At 36.8% G+C, this 17,937-nt stretch carries 15 protein-coding genes; 9 read left to right on the top strand and 6 right to left on the bottom strand.

From position 1 onward, the window contains the following. Positions 1-262: 262 nt before the first annotated feature. Both AC4IFE_RS19920 and AC4IFE_RS19915 read left to right on the top strand, forming a co-directional pair. Positions 263-1,381, top strand: coding sequence for a vWA domain-containing protein (locus AC4IFE_RS19920; protein ID WP_490758864.1), 1,119 nt, complete (start codon positions 263-265; stop codon positions 1,379-1,381). A 58-nt stretch (positions 1,382-1,439) separates the two neighbouring features. Then, positions 1,440-2,879: an AAA family ATPase gene (locus AC4IFE_RS19915; protein WP_490758863.1), complete on the top strand. Its 1,440-nt coding sequence runs from the start codon at positions 1,440-1,442 to the stop codon at positions 2,877-2,879. Positions 2,880-2,964: 85 nt separating this feature from the next. Here the strand turns inward: AC4IFE_RS19915 and AC4IFE_RS19910 are convergent, their stop codons facing one another. Both AC4IFE_RS19910 and AC4IFE_RS19905 read right to left on the bottom strand, forming a co-directional pair. Next, positions 2,965-4,593 carry an acyl-CoA carboxylase subunit beta gene (locus AC4IFE_RS19910; protein ID WP_490758862.1) on the bottom strand — a complete coding sequence of 543 codons (1,629 nt, stop codon included), beginning with the start codon at positions 4,591-4,593 and terminating at the stop codon, positions 2,965-2,967. Between the two features lie 307 nt (positions 4,594-4,900). Continuing rightward, positions 4,901-5,422, bottom strand: coding sequence for a GNAT family N-acetyltransferase (locus tag AC4IFE_RS19905; RefSeq protein ID WP_490758861.1), 522 nt, complete (start codon positions 5,420-5,422; stop codon positions 4,901-4,903). 233 nt (positions 5,423-5,655) lie between these two features. Between AC4IFE_RS19905 and AC4IFE_RS19900 the strand changes: the two genes are divergently transcribed. From AC4IFE_RS19900 to AC4IFE_RS19890, 3 genes are read left to right on the top strand one after another with little or no spacing between them, the layout of a single operon-like run. Further along, positions 5,656-6,534, top strand: a complete 879-nt coding sequence (locus AC4IFE_RS19900) for a DMT family transporter (protein WP_490758860.1) — start codon at positions 5,656-5,658, stop codon at positions 6,532-6,534. Positions 6,535-6,547: 13 nt separating this feature from the next. After that, entirely contained in the window at positions 6,548-7,630 is a 1,083-nt protein-coding gene (locus AC4IFE_RS19895) for a putative type IX sorting system protein PorV2 (RefSeq protein ID WP_111959952.1), read from the top strand. A gap of 22 nt (positions 7,631-7,652) precedes the next feature. Continuing rightward, complete coding sequence (locus AC4IFE_RS19890; RefSeq protein WP_490758859.1) at positions 7,653-8,408, top strand: hypothetical protein; 756 nt, start codon at positions 7,653-7,655, stop codon at positions 8,406-8,408. Positions 8,409-8,470: 62 nt separating this feature from the next. Here AC4IFE_RS19890 and uvrC read toward each other — a convergent pair whose 3' ends face one another. Both uvrC and AC4IFE_RS19880 read right to left on the bottom strand, forming a co-directional pair. Next, entirely contained in the window at positions 8,471-10,264 is a 1,794-nt protein-coding gene (gene uvrC / locus AC4IFE_RS19885; RefSeq protein ID WP_490758858.1) for an excinuclease ABC subunit UvrC, read from the bottom strand. Between the two features lie 85 nt (positions 10,265-10,349). Beyond that, a complete protein-coding gene (locus AC4IFE_RS19880) occupies positions 10,350-11,111 on the bottom strand; it encodes a hypothetical protein (RefSeq protein WP_490758857.1) in 762 nt (253 codons plus the stop codon). A gap of 135 nt (positions 11,112-11,246) precedes the next feature. On the opposite strand from AC4IFE_RS19880, the gene hutH reads away from it, so the two are divergent. From hutH to AC4IFE_RS19860, 4 genes are all read left to right on the top strand, one after another. Next, complete coding sequence (hutH, locus tag AC4IFE_RS19875; protein WP_490758856.1) at positions 11,247-12,734, top strand: histidine ammonia-lyase; 1,488 nt, start codon at positions 11,247-11,249, stop codon at positions 12,732-12,734. A 174-nt stretch (positions 12,735-12,908) separates the two neighbouring features. Beyond that, positions 12,909-13,577, top strand: a complete 669-nt coding sequence (locus tag AC4IFE_RS19870; protein ID WP_490758855.1) for a flavin reductase family protein — start codon at positions 12,909-12,911, stop codon at positions 13,575-13,577. 106 nt (positions 13,578-13,683) lie between these two features. Then, a complete protein-coding gene (locus AC4IFE_RS19865; RefSeq protein WP_490758854.1) occupies positions 13,684-14,130 on the top strand; it encodes a GNAT family N-acetyltransferase in 447 nt (148 codons plus the stop codon). Between the two features lie 117 nt (positions 14,131-14,247). Continuing rightward, entirely contained in the window at positions 14,248-15,741 is a 1,494-nt protein-coding gene (locus AC4IFE_RS19860; RefSeq protein WP_490758853.1) for a S8 family peptidase, read from the top strand. 178 nt (positions 15,742-15,919) lie between these two features. On the opposite strand, the gene ygiD is transcribed toward AC4IFE_RS19860, so the two are convergent. Together ygiD and AC4IFE_RS19850 are read right to left on the bottom strand one after the other, a co-directional pair. Further along, positions 15,920-16,747, bottom strand: a complete 828-nt coding sequence (gene ygiD / locus AC4IFE_RS19855) for a 4,5-DOPA-extradiol-dioxygenase (protein WP_490758852.1) — start codon at positions 16,745-16,747, stop codon at positions 15,920-15,922. Between the two features lie 110 nt (positions 16,748-16,857). Then, on the bottom strand, positions 16,858-17,370 hold the full coding sequence (locus tag AC4IFE_RS19850; protein ID WP_490758851.1) for a YceI family protein: 513 nt from the start codon (positions 17,368-17,370) through the stop codon (positions 16,858-16,860). Between the last annotated feature and the right edge of the window lie 567 nt (positions 17,371-17,937).

The raw sequence follows: 17,937 nt of genomic DNA, 5'->3' as shown, positions 1-17,937 counted from the left end.
ATACCTATATGATGAGTAATGGGTAATGGGTAATGAGTAATGAGGGCAAGACCTTGTAGTCAAGTGACCAATCATCACCTAAGTTTACTCTGTGAAAATCTGTGGAATCTGTGGTTTGAAAATAGCAATAAAGTTCCGGCAATAATTGTTTAAATTTTAGGCTCACCTGTTTTAATACTAAATCCAGATTATTTCTATTCATAAAAATTAAAATAGATTAAATCTCTTAAAAACCTTTTATTTTATGTTGTAACTTTATGTTATGAAAGAGCATATTGTGAGAGGGTTCAGATTTGAAACTTATAAAGCACCGGAATTATCTGTATTTGACCGGTTGCTGGAAATTTTTACAGATTTGCTAACCCACACCTCGGGAGATTTTGATGAAGCTATCGACTGGCTTCGAATGTTGGACGAAGAATACCAACTTACTACTCCGGAATACACTATTGATGATTTTATTGAAGACCTTAAAAAGAAAGGATATATCCGTGAAGAAGTTGATCCAAATGGCGGAAATGGAATTCGCCTGAGTGCAAAAATGGAACAGAATATCCGTAAACAAGCGCTCAATCAAATATTCGGGAATCTTGGGAAAAGCGGAAATGGGAATCATAAAACCAATAAAAGCGGAACGGGAGAAGATACAACAGGGGAATTTCGTAATTATAACTTTGGAGATCCGATAGAGAAAATTTCTATTACCGAAAGTCTTAAGAATGCCCAGATCAATAATGGAATCGGAGATTTTCATCTTACTGAAGACGACTTAATTGTTGAAGATAGTATTCACCAATCTCAGATGAGTACGGTTTTGATGATCGACATCAGCCACAGTATGATTTTGTATGGAGAAGACCGCATCACTCCGGCCAAAAAAGTGGCTATGGCACTTGCAGAACTGATTACGACACGTTATCCGAAGGATACTTTGGATATCATTGTTTTTGGAGACGATGCATGGCCTGTTAAAATTCAGGAGCTGCCTTATTTGCAGGTTGGACCATATCATACAAATACAGTTGCCGGGCTTCAGCTGGCGATGGATATTTTACGCAGAAAAAGAAATACCAATAAACAGATTTTTATGATTACCGACGGAAAGCCAAGCTGTGTCCGTCAGGCTGATGGTACCTATTATATGAATTCTTATGGTTTAGATGAATACGTTGTTCAGAAATGCTATAATATGGCATCCCAGGCCAGAAGACTGCATATTCCTATTACTACTTTTATGATTGCGCAGGACCCTTATTTACAGCAATTTGTAAGTGAATTTACAGAAGCCAATCAAGGAAAAGCTTTTTATACGGGACTTAACGGATTAGGCCACATGATTTTTGAAGATTATGAGACTAATCGTAAAAAAAGAATTCGCTAGCCATTTTTCATAAGAATATATTTCAAGAATTTAATAAATCAGATTTTAAATAAATAAAATGACTGAAAAGCCAACTATAAAAACATTAGGCTCTTTAAGAGCATCAGGATACCTGTCAAAAAATATTAAAGACGAATTAAGAGATAATTTAAAAACTAAAATTCGCAATAAAGAATCTGTATTTGAAGGGATTTTCGGATATGAAAATACAGTTATTCCTCAATTGGAGCACGCTATTCTAAGCCGGCATAATATTAATTTGTTAGGATTAAGGGGACAGGCAAAAACCAGACTGGCAAGAATGATGACCTCTTTACTGGATGAATGGATTCCTTTTGTTGCAGGAAGTGAAATTAATGATGATCCATTTAATCCGATTTCCCGCTATGCTAAAGAATTAATTGAAAAAGAAGGGGATAATACTCCGATAGAATGGCTTCACCGTAATGAAAGATTTTTCGAAAAGCTGGCGACTCCGGATGTTACGGTTGCCGATCTTATAGGCGATGTAGATCCCATTAAAGCTGCCAATCTTAAACTTTCTTATGCAGACGACCGTGTGATTCATTTTGGAATGATTCCGCGTGCCAACCGTTGTATTTTTGTGATTAATGAATTGCCGGATCTTCAGGCGAGAATCCAGGTTTCTCTATTTAATATTTTACAGGAGGGAGATGTGCAGATTCGCGGATTTAAGGTGAGAATGCCTTTGGATATTCAGTTTGTCTTCACTGCAAATCCTGAAGATTATACCAACAGAGGAAGTATTGTGACTCCGCTGAAAGACCGTATCGGATCTCAGATTCTGACACATTATCCTGAAAATATTACTATTGCGAGAAAAATTACCAAATATGAATCCAATTCAGACAGCCGTCAGAAAAATGGGGTATATGTTCCCGCTTTAGCAAAAGATCTTCTGGAACAGATTGGTTTTGAAGCTCGTGAAAGCGAATATGTAGATTCAAAAAGCGGAGTGAGCGCACGTATGAGTATCACTGCTTTTGAAAATTTATTGAGTACTGCAGAACGCAGATGTTTGTTAACAGGTGATGAAACAACGTCTGTAAGATTAAGTGATTTTGTAGGCATAATTCCCGCGATTACGGGGAAAGTGGAATTGGTGTATGAAGGTGAACAGGAAGGTGCAGAAGCGGTAGCTCAGTTATTAATTGATAATGGGATCAGAACTTTATTCACATCTTATTTTCCGAAAGTTGAAAAGCTGGAGAAAAAGAATATTGATGGGCCGTTCAGCCAGATTACGGATTGGTTTCTGGAAGACGACGGCTCTTTGGAAATTACGGATGAATCTCCGGATGAAGTTTATGCAAAATCTCTTAATAGAATTAAACCTCTTGATCAGATCATTGAAAAATATCAACCGGATACGCCACAAGAAGATATTTTATTCTTAAAAGAATTTATTCTTTGGGGGCTGGCGGTTAATAAAAAGCTGAATAAAGAGAGATTCAGAACGGGAGTGTTCTTTTCTTAGAATTCAAAAATTTCAACAGTATAAAAATAAAAGATGTGGAAAACAATTCCACATCTTTTTTATATTTTGAGATAACCAGATAGCATTAAACCTGGATAACGCCCAGATTAAATTTTTCAGTAATAGGAGCATGATTGGCAGCTTCAATCCCCATAGAAATCCATTTTCTGGTATCTGTAGGATTGATGATGGCATCCGTCCAAAGTCTTGCAGCCGCATAAGTAGCTTCTGTCTGCTTCTGATATCTTTTTGTAATGGTATTTAAGATTTCATTGTGTTCTTCTTCAGTGATCTCTTTCCCCTGCTTCTTTAAAGTAGATTCCTGAATTTGCACTAAAACTTTTGCGGCCTGAGACCCACCCATTACAGCAAGATCTGCCCAAGGCCAGGCTACGATCAATCTAGGATCATAAGCTTTACCACACATGGCATAGTTTCCGGCTCCATATGAGTTTCCGGTAATAATCGTGAACTTAGGAACTACAGAATTTGAAACGGCATTCACCATCTTGGCACCATCTTTAATAATGCCTCCGTGCTCGGATTTTGAGCCTACCATAAATCCTGTGACATCCTGAAGGAATATTAAAGGAATCTTTCTCTGGTTGCAGTTGGCAATAAATCTTGTTGACTTATCAGCAGAATCGGAATAAATAACACCACCAAACTGCATTTCACCCTTACCGCTTTTTACAAGTTTTCTCTGATTCGCTACAATTCCTACAGACCACCCATCAATTCTGGCTGTAGCACAAATGATACTCTTTCCATAATCAGGCTTATATTCATCATATTCTGAATTGTCAACCAAGCATTTAATGATTTCGTATGTGTCATACTGTTCCGTTCTGGAAACGGGAACAATTCCAAAAATATGATCAGGATTTTCCTTTGGAGGAAAACTCTCTATTCTGTCAAACCCTGCTTTTTCATAAGTTCCGATAGATTTCATGATAGTTTTGATCCTGTCTAAAGCATCTTTATCATCCTTAGCTTTATAATCTGTAACTCCTGAAATTGAACAGTGTGTAGTCGCTCCGCCAAGGGTTTCATTATCAATGCTTTCCCCGATAGCAGCTTTTACCAGATAACTTCCGGCAAGGAAAATAGAGCCTGTTTTATCAACAATCATGGCTTCATCACTCATAATTGGAAGATAGGCACCTCCTGCCACACAACTGCCCATAACTGCTGAGATCTGGATAATTCCCATTGCACTCATCTTAGCATTATTTCTGAAAATTCTTCCGAAATGTTCTTTGTCGGGGAAAATCTCATCCTGCATAGGAAGATAGACACCTGCAGAATCTACCAGATAAATGATTGGAAGCTTATTTTCCATAGCAATTTCCTGCGCTCTGAGATTCTTTTTTCCGGTAATAGGGAACCAGGCACCGGCTTTTACAGAAGCATCATTAGCAACAACAAGACATTGTCTGCCGGACACATATCCCATTACTACTACAACGCCTCCACTAGGACATCCGCCATGTTCCTCATACATTTCATAGCCGGCAAATGCACCGATTTCTATGGAATCTGAACCTTTGTCGAGAAGATATTCAATTCTTTCTCTTGCTGTCATTTTTCCCTCATCGCGAAGCTTTTGAAGCCTCTTTTCACCACCTCCTTTTTTTATTTCAGCAAGCAATTGATTGATATCAGATAATTTTAATCTATTTTGATCTTCCCGTTTGTTAAATTCAAGGTCCATAAATTTCAATTTTTTACGGCTAAAGATACTATTTTAATAATGAATGGCGTTTGAAGTAAAACAAGTGTTTAATATATTGGTTCTCAGAAAATTGTGAAATTTTTAACAAAAAAATATTTTTAAATTACTGATATTTTTTCTAACTTTACTTCAGAGTAAAAGGAATAATATTCCTTGCTAATTACTCTAAGTTCCTAGTTTATTTTTTTAATAGTTTATTATTTGAAGGCCCTGAACGTTGAACAAATTTTCAGGGTTTTTTTGTATTATATATTGAAAGGCTGAAAGAATAAATTGAAAAATAAACTTAATAATATTTTCTGTACTCTAAAATATTGAGGAATGTAGAAGAGCTTTTATTTTTCTGATATTTTTTAAAAAAGGTAAAGCCTAATTTTTCAGGTATTTTTCTACTGGCTGTATTTTCCTGATCAACTGGATAGATAATATATTTGAAAGTAAAATTCTTTTCTAAAAATTCAATAAGACCCATTATTATTTCTGTACCCAGACCAACACCTTGTGACTCCTTTTTTAACCATAAACCGAGCTCTACTGATTCTTTCGTTATATTATGGATACCACAGCAACCTATAAAATTATTATTATAATCAAGTGCCACCATTACCAGGTCAGTACTTTCTAATAACAAGCTTTTTGATTCTTTCACAAAAGCCAGAATGTCATTTCTATCTCCATCAGGATTAAAAGGCATATACCTCGTAACTTCTGCTGTAAAGTATGTATTGATATCGTCAATATACAGTTCATCCACAGGCTGCAATACCAGCCGATCTGTTTTAATTTTAATATCTTTATTGAGTATCATTAGCCAAATTTATGAATTTTCAATAGAGCAGAAATGTTTTTATAGGATGATAACTTTTATTGATATTAATTTCATAAGATCTTTTTAATTTTTAGCGGATGGTGAGAAATTATTAAAAAAAATAAGATGAATACGTAGTAAATAATTTTTTATTAAACTATTATTTATTTTTTTATCAGATTTGTAAAAGCCTATTTGTAAATTTGCCTGTTAAAAATTTACAGAAGTTAGATATGCAAAAATTGGCACTTTTCAGACTGCATTTAATTGTTTTTTTATGGGGGTTCACCGCAATTTTGGGAAAACTGATTCATGCCAATGCCCAGATCCTTGTATTTTACAGAATGCTGTTTGCTGCTGTATTTTTGTTTGTATTTATCAGGATTTATAAAAAAGAGAGTATTAAAGTTTCAAAGAAAATATTTTTTCAGCTTGCCGGGATAGGCTGTGCCATGGCACTTCACTGGTACTGTTTTTTTTATTCCATTAAGGTATCCAATGTTTCTATAGCATTAAGCTGCATGTCTCTTTCTACCTTATTTGCTTCCATACTGGAGCCTGTTATTTTTAAAAGAAAGATTGATATATCGGAAGTTTTGATGGGTGTAGTAATAGTTGCCTGTATACTGTTGATTTTTAAAACTGAGTTTCATTTTAAAGAAGGTATCCTCTATGGAATTCTCTGTGCAGTATTCGGAACTATTTTCTCTGTTTTTAACGGTAAAATGTTTGGAAAAACAAGTTCAGGAAATATAATATTCTACGAAATTTTTTGTGGATGGTTTGTTCTGGCGGTATTTTATATGTTTACAGGACAGATTTTTCAAATAAATGAAATAAACTACAGAGATCTGGCGTTAATATGCTTACTGGCAAGTGTTTTTACAGCTTTTCCGATGCTGGAATCAGTAAAGCTTATGAAATATATTTCGCCTTTTACTCTAATTTTAACAGTTAATTTAGAACCTGTCTACGGAATTATACTAGCTTTTTTTATCTTTGGAGAATCAGAAGAAATGAGCCCTATATTTTATGTAGCTTCAGGCGTTATGATATTGGCTATTATTGTAAATGGATTAATAAAAGCCAGAAAGCAAAAAAACTTTAACTAAGCATCAAATTTATATGATGAAGAAATACTTTTTATTAGCATTTTCACTACTGTTTGGGCTGTCTCAATCTCAGATTATAAGAAAATACTCCAATGAATTTTTAAATATCGGAGCCGGAGCAAGAGGTCTGGCAATGGGTGGAGCGGTAATTTCCAACCAGGATGATGTGTATTCACCGATGTGGAACCCAGCCGGTTTAATGGCTATTGAGAAAGATTGGCAGGGAGCAGCAATGCACGCAGAATATTTTGAATCTATTGCAAAGTATGACTATCTGGCGTACGCAAAAGTCCTGGAAGAAGGAGTATTTGGGGTTTCAATAGTCAGATTAGGGGTAGACAATATCCTGAACACCACACAGATGATTGATGCTGAAGGTAATATCGACTATGATAAAATCACGAAGTTTTCCCAGTCCGATTATGCGGCTATTCTTTCCTATGCTTTTAATCCGGCAGGAAATCCTAAACTGGATGTGGGGGTAAATGCTAAAATTGTTTACAGGAATGTAGGCAAATTTGCAAGCGGTTATGGTTTTGGTTTTGATATCGGGGCTATTTATAAGGCTGACAACGGATGGAAATTCGGGGGGATGCTGCGTGATGCAACGACTACGGTAAATTTCTGGAGCATCAATCAGGGAGAACTTTCAACGGTAGTAAATGGTGAAGAGTTCAACCCGGCACCAAAAGATAAAATGGAGCTTACCATGCCTAAGCTTAATGTAGGAGCAAGTAAAATATTCAATATCAACAGCAGCGTGTATGTATTGCCGGAAGCTGGAATTAATGTTGATTTTGCTAAAACAGCAGCTTTGATATCAACAGATTTTGCAAGTATAACTCCTTATGCAGGAGCTGAACTTGGATACCAGAAAATGATCTTTGTAAGACTTGGAATTAACAGGTTTCAATCCATTACCGATATTGAAGACCTGAAAAGAAAAGTTTCCTTCCAGCCAAGTGCAGGTCTTGGGATAAGATACAGAGGGCTTACACTGGATTATGCGATCACCAATTCTGGGATTGGAGGATCTAATTTCTACTCTAATTTTTTCTCCCTAAAATTAGATATGGGAGCGTTTAGAAATGATTAACTTTAGAATTTAATTTAAAGCAATGAAAAAGATTTCAATACTTACATGTATACTTGCAGTAGCTACTGTTTTCGGGCAGAAAGTTTCTGATTATAAATATATTTCTATTCCTCAGACTTTTAAAGATTTCGAAAAAGAATCATATGGTCTTGATAATTCTTTAGCTAAGACTCTAAAATCGAAAGGATACATAGTTGTCCAGGAAGGTAAAGACCAGTGGCCTTCGGAGATTGAAAAAAACTCCTGCAGCTTTGCAGTGGGCAACATACTTAATAAAAGTACTTTTCTAAGAAATAAAGTGGAACTTGAGTTTAAAGACTGTAATGGGAAGGTATTATTTTCATCAAAAGGAAATTCAAGCATTAAAGAATACAAAGAAGGTTATCAGGATGCTCTCAGGCTGTCCCTGGTTTCACTTCCAGCTTCAAATCCGGTGGCCAATCTTCAGGTTGTGAAAACTGAGAGTTCAAATACAGAACCTGTTAAAAATAATAGTGAACCTGCATCTGCGCCTGTTACAGAAAATAAATCCGGGAAATATACCAACGGTAAATTGAGCCTTCAGAAAATACAGGTAGATACAAATCAATTTATACTGGCAGACAGTGGAAGTTCTGTACCATTTGCAGTTTTTAAAACCACTTCAAAAAGAGATGTGTTTAGAGTAAAGCTTTCAGACGGTAGCTATACTGTAGGATATTTTGAAAATGGAAATATTGTGATTGATATGCCACAGTCTAGCGGAGAATTTACCAAAGAAGTATTTTCAGCAAAATAATTACAGATTATAATTACAGCATATGATCCTTAATTCAACCAGAATTAAGGATTTTTTATTTCCTAATGGCTGTTGAAAAACTCCCAGATCACCTTCGCTTTACTTTTCCCCAGAATCTCTTCCAAGGTTTCCATGCTTGATTCTTTGATCCTTTTAACAGATTTCAATTTAGAAAGCAGCAGTTCAATCGTTTTTTCTCCCACACCCGGAATTTCTTCCAGCTCAGATTTGATGGTAGAGTTTTTTCTTCTTGTCCTGTGATGTTTTACCCCGAAACGGTGTGCTTCGTCCCTTACCCGCTGCAGAATCTTTAAGGTTTCCGATTTTTTATCAAGATATAAAGGAATTGAATCTTCAGGGAAGAAGATCTCCTCGAGCCTTTTTGCAATCCCTACAATCGTGATTTTGCCGTAAAGACCCAATAATTTTAAACTTTTCACAGCGGAAGAAAGCTGTCCTTTTCCTCCATCTATAAGAATCAGTTGCGGCAGGTTTTCCCCTTCATCAAGCATTCGTTTATAGCGGCGGTAAATCACCTCTTCCATCGTGGCAAAGTCATTGGCTCCTTCCACTGTTTTTGGGTGAAAAATCCTGTAGTCAGCTTTACTTGGTTTTCCGTCTTTAAAAACCACACACGCAGAAACAGGGTTTGTTCCCTGGATATTCGAGTTATCAAAACCTTCAATATGTCGTGGTTCCACTGGCATTCGAAGCAGCTTCTGCATTTCGGACATGATTCTGTTCGTATGTCTTTCCGGATCTACAATCTGTACCTGTTTTAATTTTTCTAAACGGTATTCCTTTGCATTTTTCTCCGAAAGTTCCACGATTCTTTTCTTATCACCGACTTTTGGAACAATCAGTTTTACATTCGGAATTTCTACAGAAAGATGAAAGGGTAACAATACTTCTTTAGAATCGGAACTAAACTTCTGGCGGATTTCAATTAAAGCTTCTTCCATGATATCTTCATCCGTTTCCTCAAGGATCTTTTTGATCTCCGTAGTAAAACTCTGGATGATATTTCCGTTTCTGATCTTGAAAAAATTCACGTAAGCAGCAGCTTCATCGCTGGTCATTCCAAAAACATCCACATCATCGATATTTGGATTTACGACCGTATTTTTAGCCTGATAATCTTCCAGAATATCCAGCCTTTCCTTAATGATCTGTGCTTCTTCAAACTTAAGATTGGAGGCCATTTTCATCATCTGATTCACCAGATATTCTTTTGCTTTCCGGAAATCCCCTTTGATAATTCCGCGGATGGCATCGATTTTTTCATCATAATCTTCCTTGCTTTCAAGATCTTCACAAGGACCTTCACAGTTTTTAATATGATATTCCAGACATACTTTGTATTTTCCTTCTGCAATTTTAGCGGGTGAAAGATTAAGATTACAGGTTCTTAGTTTGTAAATATGTTTAATGGTATCCAGTAAAATCTTTGCAGGACGTACTTTGGCGTAAGGCCCATAATATTCAGATCCGTCTTTGATGACATTTCTGGTCAGGAATATCCTTGGAAAACTTTCATTTTTAATACAGATCCATGGATACGTTTTATCATCCTTCAATAATACATTGTAAAAAGGACGATGTTCCTTGATCAGATTATTTTCAAGTAAAAGTGCATCATATTCACTGTTGACAATCGTCGTTTCAAGACTTACAATCTTTCCTACCATTATTTTGATACGGTAGCCCGGAAGATTTTTATTGAAGTAGGAGAGCACCCTTTTCTTTAAATTTTTGGCCTTTCCTACATACAGCAATTGGTCGTTTTTATCATAATAACGATAAACGCCTGGTTCTGATGGTAAAGTTTTGAGCTGTAATTCTAAAGAAGGATTCATATAACAAAATTACGGAATCCATCCGGGATTTAAAAGAACAAAAAACTGCAGAGAATTCTGCAGTTTAATGATATGATTTAATATTTTATCCATTATTCATTTCAGTATACTCGTTCACCAGGAAACTGAAATAATCCCACTCCACAGAGTTTTTGGGATATTTTTTCATGAATTCTGCATTGTCGCCAAACAGGAAATCGTAGTTATCTTCGAAATCATCCTTGTGAAGCCACATTACTTTATCGCCTTTCTTTACATAATAAGATTTGATAACACCGCCACCAAGTTGGGGAGAACCCATCATAGAAAAACCAGAAGTTTCTTTAGCTCTGGGATCATGATATACAGAAATAATATCACTGAATTCAGGATTGATCAGCTGCATCAGGAATTCCTTGTCATCCTTTTTATTTTTCAAAGAAACGATCTGGTTTACAAAATGTATTCTGCCGCCGGCTGTATTCTTGGTAAGTTTTTTGGTGCCGAAGTTTCTGATGTTGCTCATATATTTCCCGACTTTTGCAATTTTTTCTGCATTGCTAGGATATACGTACATTTCATTGATCTGTTCAGCATTGAATACTTCATTCTTTTTAGTAATGCTGTCTTTCAAAGCAACTTCATAGACCTGTCCTTTTTTAGTTTCAATTTTGCCGCAAAAACCTTTATGGGTTGTTCCGTCTTTTAAAATAATAGTTGATGTCTTTTTAGGTGAAGGTGAATTAAAGCCCTCATTAAAGAGATAGGTTTCCATTTTCTTGATCTCTTCTTTGGAATATTTTACCTTCTGGGCAAAAGTTGCAGTGCCTGCCAGACATAAGGTAAGCAGTAAAGTTTTAAGTTTCATGGGTTATTGATAATTGTTTTTAATTAAGAGGTAAAAATAGCAAAATAATCTACGTATAATCAGAAAAATATAGGACTATGAAATTTAGCTTTTCCAATTATGGTTAAATGCGTAATTTTAAGGAAATTTTTAGAAATGATATACGGTGTAGATGTTTTTACTTTCCATGATGTTCTGGAAATCTGTAAAAAGCCAAATAAAGCTAAACTTAACAAAGCAGCTAAGGAACAGATCCTAAAATCCCAGAAAAACGTTCAGAAAATTGTAGAATCCGATAGATGTGTCTATGGGATCAATACAGGTTTCGGACCCCTTTGTGATACTAAAATATCAGCTGACGAAACTGCTCAGCTGCAGTATAACCTTATCATTTCTCACGCGGTAGGGGTTGGAAAGCCCATTGACAAGGAATTTTCGAAGATCATGATTATTGCAAAAGTTCATGCTTTATCAAAAGGATTTTCAGGAGTTTCCCTAGAGGTGATTGAAAGACTGATCCTGATGCTTGAAAAAGATATTATTCCTGTAGTTCCTGAGCAGGGTTCTGTAGGAGCTTCAGGAGATTTAGCTCCTCTTGCTCACCTTGTGCTGCCATTGTTGGGGTTAGGACAGGTTTGGGAAGGAGATCAGATTTTCGAAACTATGGAGGTTTTAGACAGACATGGTCTTGAGCCATTAGCCTTAGGCCCAAAAGAAGGCTTGGGACTGATCAACGGAACTCAGTTTATTCTGGCCCACGCTATTAAAGGGTTAGAAAAATTCGAATACTTATTAAACTTAGCGGATATGACTGCTGCAATGAGTATTGAGGCCTACAGAGGTTCTGAAAGCCCTTTCAAAAAAGAACTCCACGACATCAGACCTTTCGAGGGAAGCAAAAAAGTAGCAGCCAGAATGGTTAAATTTTTAAAAGGTTCTGAAAACATGAAAGCTCATGAGGACTGTGAAAGAGTTCAGGATCCTTATTCCATGAGATGTGTGCCACAGGTGCATGGGGCCAGCAGAAATGCTTTTGAACACCTTAAACTGATGGCTGAAACAGAGCTGAATTCGGTAACGGATAACCCGATCGTTCTAAGTGCTGAAGAATCTATTTCCGGAGGAAATTTCCACGGGCAGCTGATGGCACTTCCATTAGACTATGCTACATTGGCAGCAGCCGAATTAGGAAATATTTCAGACAGAAGAAGCTATTTATTATTAGAAGGAAAATATGGACTTCCAAGATTACTGACGGAAAGCTCTGGACTGAATTCAGGTTTCATGATTCCTCAATATACTTCAGCGGCTTTGGTTACGGAAAATAAAACTTTGTGTTTCCCGGCATCAGCTGACTCTATTCCAACAAGTTTAGGACAGGAAGACCACGTTTCTATGGGAAGCATTTCCGGCAGAAAATTCAATCAGGTGCTAGGAAACCTGGTCAATATTTTAGCTGTGGAATTAATGTTTGCAGCACAGGGACTGGAATTCAGGAGACCTGCCAAATGTTCGAAAATCATTGAAGAAAACTATGCGGTAATTCGTTCTAAAGTTAAAAAACTTGAAGATGACAGATTGATAGGAAAAGATATGCTGGCAATCGCAGAGCTGATCAATAACAGAGAATTTAAAGTAGATTAATTTCAATTAAGAAAATATTATAAGGGCTTCCAGAAATGGAAGCTTTTTTTTGTTCTATAGACTGCATATAATTTTCCACCTACCGGTTGTGCAGATTATATCAATTAAAATACAGCAGGAAATAGATTTTTCTTATTGAGTCAACGAAATACCTTTGTCTGTAAAAATAACATCATGCATAAAATATGTACACCCTCTATTTTGTATTTTGGTACCCCGGTAATACTTATTTCAACAGTAAATGAGAACTGTAGTTTCAATGTGGCTCCTATCTCATCAATCTTCTGGTTAGGCTGGCGTTGTATAATCGGCATTTCTGCAGTATCTAAAACCTGTGAAAATTTATTAAGAACCGGTGAGTGTGTCATCAATCTTCCTTCAGCAGATCAGGTTGGAATGGTTAATAAACTTGCTCTGACAACAGGTTCGAATCCTGTTCCTCAGGGAAAGAAAAATAAAGGATACCGTCACGAATCCCAAAAATTTGAAATTGCCGGAATGACACCTGTTGAATCTACATTAGTTAATTCTCCCAGAATATCAGAATGTCCGGTACAAATGGAAGCCCGGCTTGTTAAAGTAAATCTGTTGGCAGAGGATAATGAGATCCAGCGCGGAAATATTATCTATGCTGAACTGAAAATATTAAGGGTACACATAGAAGAATCCATATTGATGGATGGCTTTCCCAACCGGGTTGATCCGGACAAATGGCGTCCGCTTATCATGAGCTTTCAACAATTTTATGGACTTGGTATAAAACTTCATGAATCTACATTAGCGCAGGTTCCGGAAGAACTTTATCGTACCGCTGAATTTAATTCTATTCAAGAAAGTAAATAACAGGGAGATCGTTTTTAATAATGTAATCATTTATTAAATTTGTTGTATCTGTAAAAATTAAAAAATCAACAGAAACAATAATCTTTATTTAATTCGTAAACAAAATATGACTACCAGAAGAACCGATTCCTCCAACATAGATTTCCAGAATTTAGTCAAACTCCTTGATGCCGATCTTGCAGTACGGGATGGAGAAGATCATGAATTTTATCACCAGTTTAATTCTATTGACATGCTTAAAAATTGTGTGGTAGCTTATTCTGAAGATACAGCTGTTGGTTGTGGTGCATTTAAACCTTTTTCTGAAGATGTCGTAGAGATAAAAAGAATGTATACAGATGAGGAAATGAGAGGAAAAGGATTTGCATCGAAAATATTGAATGAACTGGAAATCTGGGCCAAAGAGGAAGGGTTTAGAAAATGTGTTTTGGAAACAGGCATTAAGCAGCCGGAGGCGATTGCTCTATATGAAAAAAACGGATATTACAGAATCCCTAATTACGGTCAGTATATTGGTATTGACAATAGTGTTTGCTATGAGAAATTATTGTAAATTTTCTAGCAGCTGGATATAAATATTCATATTCAGGTAATACTAAATTCATTTTTTCTAAGCTTTTAAATCACATCAAAGTGTTATATTGTGGTTCCAAACCATAAAATTAAAACTATGAAAAAAAGAGTATTTTACCTCTTAGCCTTGTTTTTTGTTTTGAATTCATGTACCAGAGATGAACTACAGAACGAAAATCCTGCCATTGAAGCTGTTCAGAAAGATCCTTTGACGGGAAAGCAGATCAATGCAGAAATTAACAGTACGATCAGGAACACAGGATCTTTCAACTGGAAAAATGCTTCAGATCATCTGCTTTGGAGCGCGATTTTCAGAGGAAACAGAATGGTCTCCATCGGATTTGGGGCTTCAAAGGATGATTTTGACAGAAGTCTTTCCCCTGACAACAAAACAATGGAAACAGAAGTTTTAAGTCTTATCCGGCAATATGAAGGTGTTGAGCAGACCAGATTCCTGATTTCTTCCGATCAGTATCTTAATCAGATGGATGTCTTCATAGACAAAGAAGAAACCATCACGGCGCTAAGAAAGATGAAAAACATCCGGTATGTGGAGCCGGGAGATTATCATTACTTTGAAATAGAAAACAGTCTTAACCCCAATGCAAAATCCAGTGGTTCTTCATCAGGATGCGGATTTGAATCTACGGCTTTAAATGCTGCAGATTACACCACTACTACTCCCAATGCCAAGGTACCATGGGCATTTACAAAACATAATATTCCAAATGCATGGGGCCACAGTACGGGAGCAGGAGTTACCATAGGACTTATTGATACCGGAGTTTCACCGGAACAGACATTGCTGGGAAGCAGTTTCAATACCGGAGCATCTTCCGGAAGAACAATCAGCAAATTTGGATCATACGTCAACGGATCTACTACAGACGGACCGGCAGATCAATGCGGGCACGGAACGAAAATGGCTTCCGTTATGGCAGCTCCGAAAAATAATGCAGGACTTCCTGTAGGAGTTGCCTACAATGCCAATCTCATCACTTACCGTGCAGCTTCTAATGTGGTGCTGGAAACTTCCAGCGAGCAAAACGGAGTAAAAACAGCATTTACGGATCTGGCGAATAATACCAGTGTAAAGATCATTTCCATGTCAATGGGGCATATTTTCTCGGTAGGAAAGATTGAAGATGGGGTGAAATACGCCTATTCAAGAGGAAAATTGATTTTCTGTGCAGGAGGAACTTCTACCAGTTTTACTAATTTTGTAGGCGTTATTTTTCCGGCAAGCATGTCTGAAACTCAGGCTGTAACCGGAGTAAAAGAAGGAACTTCCAACCAGAAATGTGATGTCTGTCATTCCGGGAGCCAGATTGATTTTACCTTCCAGATGGAAAGAGCCAATGGAAATACCGTTCCCGTTTTAAGTTATTACAACAATCAGGCAGATTATGTAGGCGGTTCATCGGTGGCAACGGCAGCAACAGCTGGAATTGCGGCTCTTGTCTGGGCTAAAAACCCTTCATGGACAAGGGATCAGGTACTCAATAAAATGAGGCAGTCTGCAACGTATTATCCAACGGTGAATTCAAGCTACGGTTATGGAAATATCAATGTCCTGGCAGCTGTACAATAATTTTTAAGTAAAAATACCAGGGAATATCCCAGTCGCATAATTGTTCAACAGGCAGAATTATATTTCAATTCTTTGAAAAATTATCTTCCTTGATGATCAACTGATACAGATTGGTGATATTCCCTTCTTTTGAAACCTAAATGCTCCATCTTCAGGATGCAGAAAGAGGAAATATAAACTATCCTATCCTTACACTGGTCATGCTTAATGACCCGCCAATCAGTTCGTCATTAAATAAAGAGAGGTTCTCAGCCTGATCCTTTAAGCCTAATGTATAAATCAGCGGAAGATAATGATCCGGTGTAGGAACCGCATATTGCAGAAATGTTCCCTGCTTCTGATAGTCTATGATATTCTGGAAATTCCCATCCAGAAGCCAGTTATTCGTTTTTTCCCTTGCTTCCACGGCCCAGTCCCAGCCGGCACCTACCGTATCGATATTTTTCCAGTCGATCAGCCGGAGATTATGGACGATATTCCCACTTCCTATGATGAGGATTCCTTTTTCACGGAGCTTATTCAGTCGTTTGGCCAGATCGAAATGATACTGTGGTGGCTTGGTATAATCTATGCTCAGCTGGATCACGGGAATATCAGCTTCCGGATACATATGTCTGATCACCGACCATGCGCCGTGGTCAAGTCCCCAGTTATGATCTTCCTCCACCAAAACAGGGGTTAAAAGCTCAGCGGTTTCTCTCGCCAGTTCCGGACTTCCCGGAGCAGGATACTGTACATCAAATAATGCTTTCGGGAAACCACCGAAGTCATGAATCGTTCTCGGTATATTCATCGCGGTTACAAAAGTACCCTGTGTATACCAGTGTGCGGAAATACACAGTATGGCATTAGGCTTCGGAATTTCCAGGGCCGCTTTTCTGAATCCCTGTACAAACTGGTTTTCTTCAATGGCATTCATCGGTGAGCCGTGCCCGAGGAATAAAACCGGCATTCTTTGGGTGTTTCCGAAATTATTGCTGATATTTTGCAGATCGTTAAGGTTCATAATAGATAGATATTGAAAAAAGGTCCAAGGCTTTTAGAAAATCCCTGAACCTTTTTATGTTTAATTGATATAAATATTTTGAGAAGAATATCCCAAAACTCAATTTTGTATTATGCCTGTTTTACAAACTGTAATTCTCCGGCTATTTTTACTTCGTCACTTACCATTACACCTCCAGCTTCAAGAGCTGCATTCCAGTTCAGTCCGAAATCTTTTCTGTTGATCTTTCCTTCAAAAGAGAAGCCTGCTTTCGTATTTCCCCACGGATCTACATTGATTCCTCCGAAGTCCACATCTAGAGTAATAGGTTTTGTAATACCATTTATCGTAAGGTTACCTGTTACTGTGTCATTTAAAGCCTGAGATTCAAATGTAATGGAAGGATGCTCTTCTGCATTGAAAAACTCCCCGGATTTTAAATGATTGTCTCTGTCTGTGTTGTTGGTAAATACAGAATCAGTCTGGATAGTAGCTGTAGTTTTAGCATTTGCAAAGCTATCATCCTCAGCTTCAATTTCAGCATTGAAATTTCTGAAGCTTCCTTTTACATTAGAAATCATCATGTGTTTTACTTTAAAAGTAATTTCACTATGTGTTGGGTCTAGGTTCCATTTTGTTGCCATTGTATTGTATTTTTTATTTGTTATTAATACTGCAAATGTAGGGCGGAGATCATATACGAATCATTGATATAGGTTAAGAAATGAAATAACTCCAATTTTAATGTGAATCGTCAATTTGCTTCGCAAGTGAAATGTCAATTGCTTACACCTATAAAATTCACTATTGACCATTCACCATTCACCTTAATTTAATGTAATCGTTAATTTTGCTTTGCAAGTGAAATGTCAATTGTTTACGCCTATAAAATTCACTATTGACCATTCACCATTCACCTTAATTTAATGTGAATCGTCAATTTGCTTCGCAAGTGAAATGTCAATTGTTTACGCCTATAAAATTCACAATTGACAATTGACAATTCACCCTAATTTTAATGTGAATCGTCAATTTTGCTTCGCAAGTGAAATGTCAATTGTTTACACCTATAAAATTCACAATTGTCCATTCATCATTTACCCTAATTTTAATGTGAATCGTCAATTTTGCTTCGCAAGTGAAATGTCAATTGTTTACGCCTATAAAATTCACTATTGACCATTCACCATTCACCTTAATTTAATGTGAAT

The organism is Chryseobacterium sp. UF-81 (assembly GCF_058245105.1).
This window is presented reverse-complemented; position numbering and strand designations above follow the sequence as displayed.